Here is a 7,832-nt window from a genome sequence, read left to right as displayed (position 1 = left end):
GAAATGAGCAATTCAGACACTATTGTTACGCATGTAATACTCCGTATAAGTCGTTAATATCCATCAAACTTATACGGAGAAATTGAGTGTAGATGGATGTGCCGACTTTGTATAAAAAGTAAAAAGTATTGATATACAAAGGAGGAATTATCATGTCAATGATACAAGTTCAAGACTTAACTTTTGCTTATCCAGGTAGCTTTGACAATATTTTTGAAGGTGTGAACTTTCAAATAGATACGGATTGGAAACTTGGATTTATCGGTAGAAATGGACGAGGTAAAACAACATTCTTTAATTTATTATTTGGAAATTATGAGTATAGTGGGAAAATAATTTCTTCGGTAGAATTTAATTATTTCCCTTATCCAGTTTCGGATAAAAACAAGTATACTTATGAAATCTTTGAAGAAATTTGCCCTCAAGCAGAGGATTGGGAATATCTTCGTGAAATATCTTATCTAAATGTTGATGTCGAGGTCATGTACCGACCATTTAAAACATTATCAAATGGAGAACAAACAAAGGTGTTGCTTGCTGCACTTTTTTTGAATGAGGGTCAATTTCTATTAATTGATGAGCCAACCAATCATCTAGACACTGATGCACGAAAGATGGTCTCTGATTATCTAAGGAAGAAAAAAGGGTTTATTTTAATTTCACATGACAGAATCTTTTTAGATGGATGCGTTGACCATATCTTATCTATAAATAGAGCAAATATTGAAGTTCAAAGTGGTAACTTTTCTTCTTGGAAGTTAAATTTTGATAGACAGCAGGAAAACGAAGAGGCAACAAATCAGCGTCTACAAAAAGACATAGGGAGATTAAAACAGTCTTCAAAGCGTTCAGCAGGTTGGTCTAATCAAGTGGAAGCTTCCAAAAATGGGACAACGAATTCGGGTTCTAAGCTGGACAAGGGTTTTGTAGGACATAAAGCGGCAAAGATGATGAAGAGAGCAAAGAACCTTGAATCAAGGCAACAAAAAGCTATTGAGGAAAAGTCAGGACTGCTAAAAAATGTGGAAAAAAACGAGTCATTAAAATTAGAACCATTGGAATTTCAGTCAATTGAATTGATTGTTTTGGCTGATGTGTCTGTTAAGTACGATGACCAAATAGTGAATAAGCCAATAAGCTTTACAGTTGAACAAGGTGACCGAATTGTACTTGATGGAAAGAATGGAAGCGGAAAAAGTAGTATCCTAAAACTAATTCAAGGAAATCCGATACAGCATACAGGCTCAATGAATTTAGGTTCAGGCCTTATCATTTCCTATGTCCAACAAGATACTTCTCATTTAAAGGGACTGTTATCGGACTTTATTGAAGAGCATGAGATTGATGAAACGTTATTTAAATCCATCCTACGTAAAATGGATTTTGACCGAATTCAATTTGAGAAAGATATATCTCATTATTCTGGTGGACAAAAGAAAAAGCTGCTTATAGCCAAAAGTTTATGTGAAAAAGCTCATTTATATATTTGGGATGAACCGTTAAATTTTATTGATATTTATTCGCGCATGCAGATTGAAGAGCTTATTCAAAGATTTAATCCCACAATGGTTATTGTTGAGCATGATCAGGCATTTCAACAAACAGTTGCAACAAAAACTATATCTATGTAGTTAAATATGAAGAATTGAAGATATAATCAGTAAATCAGGTTATTAAACTATAGGGTGCTTTACTTTAATAAAGAGTAAAACCCTTTTCTTCTTCAATAAAAGGGAGTTTAGTGAAAAAAGGAAATTCCGTGAAGTCGATATTAGTTTATTGTCTCTACACAATAATATGGGTGACTGGAAGGATGTTATTTATTGCAATATGCTTGGTTAATAACCGAGTAAAATGACTAAAACTAACCAGATAGGTAACTCAACCTAGAATAATAATGGGGTGATTTTATGAGTAAAGCTAAAGGAAAAGGTGGAACCGGGAGAGGAACAGACAAGAAGGGTTGGAATCGTTGGCAAGCTAGTGCAAACAAAAAAAAGAGTGCAAAACCTTATATAAGTAAAGGTACAAAAAAAACGGATGTTGAAAATGACCCCACGAGCAATAGTTAAAGTCACTTATCCGAAATATAGCGAATGCTGAATAAATACAATTATTTAAAGACCCAACGTGTGCGAGCTCCTTTAAAGGAGTTCGCTTTTTTGTTTTTTCAGCTAACGGGGCAGGTTATTTTAATATTTGTCACAATTAATTTTTCTAGGTTTTTCTTAAAAATGAACGGTTCTTTTTTAATGTGAAATCGCTCTTTTAAAAAGCCCCTTAAATTTCTCCCTATCTTCTGATGTAAATGGTTTTGGCCCCTTTGTACGCTTTCCGCTTTTTCGAGCCATTGCACTCAAATAACGTGTTTGTAATAATAGGTCAATGTTTTCATTTGTATAGCTAGACCCATTATGGTGAAGTACCGCACACCCTTTTGCTAAACCTAGCGAAGCAAGACCATAATCTTGCGTAACGATTATATCTCCTTTTTCTGCTAACTTCATAATCCGATAATCCGCAGCATCTGCTCCAGAATCAACATAAATGATTTCCACTCCTGATGGTTGTTCCGCATTAGAAAAATGAGAAAAGCTAGTAACAAGGATAACAGGAATTTCAGCATTCGTACCCTCAGAGATAATGATATCTTTTACCGGACAAGCATCTGCATCAACATAAATTTTCATCTTTACCTCTCCCCATAAATATGTTTGAGTTGATGATAATGGCAAATTTAGCCTTTGTCAAACGATAAAGATGGTTTACCTAAAATCATTAAAATACAGTTGTTCTATTAAAGGGCGCTTTTCTCTAATAAGAAGGCTTCTTTTCTTAATAATCCAGATTCTGGAACCCTCATATTTAAGGGAATGGATTATGTTAAAGTGTAGAAAAGATTGTGAAGGTTTCTACTTAAACTATAGGGTGCAATAGTTGAAGATCTAGCTGCCGTTTAGGCGGCTTTTCTTATTGAAGTAACGGGAGGTTAGTGAAACAAGTATTATGATTTTTTTGTTATAATATGGATAAAAAAATGTAGGGAAGGGACTGGATTAGTGAATTTGGATAAGGGATTTTGCAAGTAGCTGTTCTTAAATAAATTTGAGGTTTGTTTGCTTAAACAAGGTAAAATTGTGTCATTGGTAAACAATTAACAAGTTTCTGACAAAAAATTTTAGAATAAAGTTTGAGCAAAACAAAAGACACAAAAGGCTTGAAATCAAATAAAACATTTATTCCTTTTAAGAAATATGTAAGCTCGCTATAATCTAAAATTTACTTTAAAATAAGGAAAAAGAAAGGGGGTTGATGTAAATGAAAAGAAAAATTGGTTCATGTACTACGATCTTGGTTGGAAAAAAAGCATCTATCGATGGTTCTACCCTAATTGCAAGAAATGAAGATGGGAGTGAATCATTATACCCACAAAAATTTATTGTAATTAATCCAGAAGACCAACCGAAAGTCTTCCATTCAGTTGTAAGTGGAGTAGAGATTCCGTTACCTGACAATCCGCTACGTTACACGTCAACTCCAGATGCTGACGACGCCTACGGTATTTGGGCAGGCGCTGGAATCAATAGTATTAACGTCGCAATGACTGCTACTGAAACTATTACTACGAATGCTCGTATTTTGGGAATTGATCCGTTAGAAAAAAGCGGCATCGGAGAAGCTGACATTCTGACTATTGTTTTACCATATATTCACTCGGCTAAAGACGGTGTAATTCGTTTGGGAAAGTTATTGGAAAAATATGGCGCTTATGAGCCAAATGGTGTTGCCTTTGCTGACAGTGATGAAATATGGTATTTAGAAACTATCGGAGGTCACCATTGGGCAGCGATACGAATACCAGATGATGCTTATGTTATCGCCCCAAATCGTTTTAATATTGATCATTTTGACTTTGATTCTACTGAAACTCTATATTCTGACGATTTACCTGAGCTTATCGAAAAATTCCATTTAAATCCTAATTTTGATGGAGTGAACTTACGACACATTTTTGGCAGTGCTACAATTAAAGACACTCGATACAATAACCCTAGAGCTTGGTACGTCCAAAAACACTTCAATCCAGAGATCGAAAAATCTCCTACAGATCATGACTTACCTTTTATTTGTCATGCGAACCGCAAAATTTCTGTAGAAGACTTCAAGTGGGCATTAAGTTCACATTTTCAAAACACTCAATTTGATCCCTATGGAAACGGTAATGAGACTGAAAAGAATTTATATCGTCCAATTGGAATCAATCGAAACCTAGAAACACATATTTTGCAAATTCGAAATGACGTGCCGACAGAAATCGTAGGAGTCCATTGGCTAGCTTTTGGTCCTAATACTTTCAACTCTGTGATACCTTTTTATGCGAATGTTTCCAACACACCTGCATGTTACCGTAACACAACGGAAACTTTTGACCCCAATACTATTTATTGGTTAAGTCGAACAATGGCGCTTATCGGTGACGCTAATTATGATTTATACAGCGATCTTGAAGCTAGTTTCGAACAAAATACTGTCGCTGCTTGCCGTGCAATCCAGATAAAAGCAGACCAAGAAGCTACCAATCGGAAAGATGTACTTGCCTATTTAGAAGCAATTAATGAGCAGATGGCCGAAATTTCACTAAAAAATGCGAAAAAGCTCTTAGGAGACATGGTAGATTTAGGAACTACACAAATGAAGCTGCGTTATTCTTTAAACGATTAGAGAACAAAAGACCAATAGAGATATGCCATTGGTCTTTCTTTATAACTTATAATAGTTATTCTATTGGTCTATTTCGACTTCTGCTTGGATAAAGGCTGAACTTGGTAATATCAATCTGCATTATCAGCAAGCCACAAAAAGTAAGAGTACCTCCAATTATGAAATTGTGAGTCAAAGGTTCTAACCCAACAATAACTGAAAATCCACTTGCAAATAACGATTCAGTCATTAATAGTAAACCGGCCTCTTTAAGTGATGTATTAGCAGTCAGGAGAGGTGATACTTTTATTGGTTGGGCATTATACATGGTTATTTTCTCATTGTCTTACTTATTTTTTAAAAGGATGTCTAAAAAATAAGATTGATATATCGATAAAATCTTGTTGAACTAACGGGTGCAAGACTTGAACAAGAACTTTTAATAAAGATTAGTAGGAGTTTTATGGACTTATTGAAGAAAAAGGTACAAGTAATCGTATCGGAAAAACGGATGTGTGTGCAGAGATATTAAAGTTGTTTAATTTACAATAAAGCCGTTTAAAATATAATAAAGTTGTTTAAACATTCTCATTTGAATTTCTTCAACTTTTGGGGACGTTTCTGTAATAAGCAGGAACGCTTATTTACTAAAGGGAGATTAGTTTAGAAAGCTTTAAAATAATGATAATTTTATTGTTTTGTATATGAATGATACATATATAATATATAACCATAGCTAACTTATGTTAAGTAACTGAAACTTATTTAATAGCAAAAAAGCAGCCAGGCCTCTCTCCTGACTGCTAATACACCACAAAAAGAAGACTATCATAGAACTACTTCTTCTCTGTGGCAAAATAAAGTATGGCAACTACTGGGAAAGCTATTCCAATCCATAATGTAGTACTCCATCCTCCCACGGCGTATGCCCATCCCCCAATTGCGGATCCAATTGCACCACCAAAAAAGAAAATAGCCATGAAAAGCCCATTTAGACGACTACGAATTTCCGGATTCAGCGAGAAAAGCGCGCGTTGTCCGAGTACAAGATTTGCGGATACCCCGGCGTCCAATAGTAGCGATGAAACGACGAGAACAGCTATTCCGATGGGTGAGCTAGTTTGGACAATAAGCGGTAATAAAAGAGAAAAGACGACAGTAAGGAGTGCTATTCCTGTTGCGGGTCTAGTCAAACCGCGGTCGGCTATTCGTCCTGCCAGGGGCGCAGCTAACGCCCCCGCGACACCAACAAGCGCGAACAACGCAATACCTTTCTGAGAAAAATGAAAGGCAGGGCTAGATAACAGTTGTGGAACTGTTGTCCAAAATAAGCTAAAAGACGCAAACACACATGCATGATATGCAGCCCGACGGCGTAATATCGGTGTTGTTCGCAGCAAGTGCCACATAGAACCGAGTAGAGCTGCATAGCGTGTGTCCGTTGAAGGCTTTCTTGTAGGTAACACCTTCGAAAGTACGATAGCCAAAATAATAACAGCTGTTGCAGACAAAGCGAATACGGCATGCCAGCCAAAAAAGTCAGCTATCAAGCTCGACAAAGGACGAGAGAGCATGATTCCAAGTAACAAACCGCTCATGACATTGCCGACAACACGACCGCGTGAAGATTCGGATGCAAGATATGACGCAAAAGGTACGAGTACTTGCGTAGCGACCGAACCAAAACCGATTATAAACGAAGCGACTAAGAACAGCATAGCTTGTTTCGACACTGCAGTAATTGCAAGAGCAACTGCTGTGAATAGTAAAGATACTACAATTAGCTTTCGATTTTCAACAATATCTCCCATAGGCACGATAAACAGCAAGCCGACTACGTAACCGATCTGTGTTAACGTGACTATGAAGCCAGAGCTGTTTGGTGACAGCCCGATTGATGAGCTGATTACCCCAACCAAGGGCTGCGCATAGTAAAGATTAGCTACAATGATACCACATGCGGTAGCCAGAAGTATGGTTAACCACGTAGGGATGCTTTTCTCGATTGTTTGTTTTTTTAAATCAGTCATTTTGAACAACTCCTTATAAAAAATATAATGATCTACAGTCAGTAACTTCATTAGTTCTCGACAATTACAATGTCATGCGGATTACTCCTCATGTTAAGTCTTCCTTCCTTCTAAATACTGAACGTATAGTATATAAATCGAATAACAATATAATATACTGAACGTTTAGTTTTGTAAATAGGTGACTTCAACTTTCTTTATTTGTATATAATTGATATACTGAACGTATAGTTTATTGTTTTCGGAAGAAAGGTGATTATTACGATGAATGGTAAAAGAGGCAGGCCGCGTAATGTAGAAGCGCAAAAGTCAATCCTTTCCGCGTCTTATGAATTATTGTTGGAAAATGGCTTTCAAGCTGTCACAGTTGATAAAATTGCTGATTGTGCCCAAGTTAGCAAAGCCACGATTTATAAATGGTGGCCAAACAAGGCTGCTGTGGTGATGGATGGTTTCCTTTATGCCGCCTCGGAAAGATTGCCCGTGCCTGATACGGGTTCGGCATATAATGATATTCTAATTCACGCCACAAATTTAACCCGGTTTTTGACCAGTCGGGAGGGGACCATTATTACGCAGTTATTAGGAGAAGGACAGTTTGATTCAGGATTGGCAGAGGCCTATCGTGCTCGATATTTCCGTCCCCGCCGACTTGAAGCAAGGAGTCTTTTGGAGAAAGGGGTTCAACGCGGGGAATTGAAAAAAAGTCTCGACATTGACATATGCATTGATTTAATTTACGGACCGATTTTCTATCGTTTGCTTGTGACAGGTGAAACGTTGCACGAACCCTATGTGCAACAATTAGTATTAAACGCTTTTGAAGGAATTCGTTCGACCTAAGTCGTAAATTTGATTCGTCTTAAGGAGGAAACTAATATATCTCAATTTTCATCATCTAAGGGTAGATTGATCATTTAAAACAAAGTTTGATTATTTAAAATAAAGATTGATAATTTATTATAAAATTTGATTAAAAATCCTGTGTTAATATTCAGGATTTTTTCTGTTCCACAATCGGGCCATATTCTCGAATAACATATTTGAAGAAAATTATTATGGTTGAAGATATTGTGAAAACCTTCACTTAAACTACCATGA

At 36.4% G+C, this 7,832-nt stretch carries 6 protein-coding genes; 4 read left to right on the top strand and 2 right to left on the bottom strand.

All coding sequences use genetic code 11. The annotated features are described in order from the left end of the window. The first annotated feature begins 152 nt into the window (after positions 1-152). Complete coding sequence (locus V7150_RS14925) at positions 153-1,631, top strand: Lsa family ABC-F type ribosomal protection protein (RefSeq protein ID WP_335519685.1); 1,479 nt, start codon at positions 153-155, stop codon at positions 1,629-1,631. Between the two features lie 279 nt (positions 1,632-1,910). Further along, positions 1,911-2,072: a DUF3934 domain-containing protein gene (locus tag V7150_RS14920; RefSeq protein ID WP_251528308.1), complete on the top strand. Its 162-nt coding sequence runs from the start codon at positions 1,911-1,913 to the stop codon at positions 2,070-2,072. 177 nt (positions 2,073-2,249) lie between these two features. On the opposite strand, the gene V7150_RS14915 is transcribed toward V7150_RS14920, so the two are convergent. After that, positions 2,250-2,690 carry a YaiI/YqxD family protein gene (locus V7150_RS14915; RefSeq protein WP_335519682.1) on the bottom strand — a complete coding sequence of 147 codons (441 nt, stop codon included), beginning with the start codon at positions 2,688-2,690 and terminating at the stop codon, positions 2,250-2,252. A 628-nt stretch (positions 2,691-3,318) separates the two neighbouring features. On the opposite strand from V7150_RS14915, the gene V7150_RS14910 reads away from it, so the two are divergent. After that, on the top strand, positions 3,319-4,722 hold the full coding sequence (locus tag V7150_RS14910) for a C69 family dipeptidase (RefSeq protein ID WP_335519679.1): 1,404 nt from the start codon (positions 3,319-3,321) through the stop codon (positions 4,720-4,722). Positions 4,723-5,537: 815 nt separating this feature from the next. On the opposite strand, the gene V7150_RS14905 is transcribed toward V7150_RS14910, so the two are convergent. After that, the gene (locus V7150_RS14905) at positions 5,538-6,731 is read right to left on the bottom strand and encodes an MFS transporter (protein ID WP_335519676.1); all 1,194 of its coding nucleotides are present in this window, start codon (positions 6,729-6,731) and stop codon (positions 5,538-5,540) included. Between the two features lie 264 nt (positions 6,732-6,995). Between V7150_RS14905 and V7150_RS14900 the strand changes: the two genes are divergently transcribed. After that, on the top strand, positions 6,996-7,574 hold the full coding sequence (locus tag V7150_RS14900) for a TetR/AcrR family transcriptional regulator (protein WP_335519672.1): 579 nt from the start codon (positions 6,996-6,998) through the stop codon (positions 7,572-7,574). Positions 7,575-7,832: the final 258 nt, after the last annotated feature.

This window comes from Neobacillus drentensis (assembly GCF_036965245.1).
Classification (GTDB): Bacteria; Bacillota; Bacilli; order Bacillales; family Cytobacillaceae; genus Neobacillus; species Neobacillus drentensis_G.
This window is presented reverse-complemented; position numbering and strand designations above follow the sequence as displayed.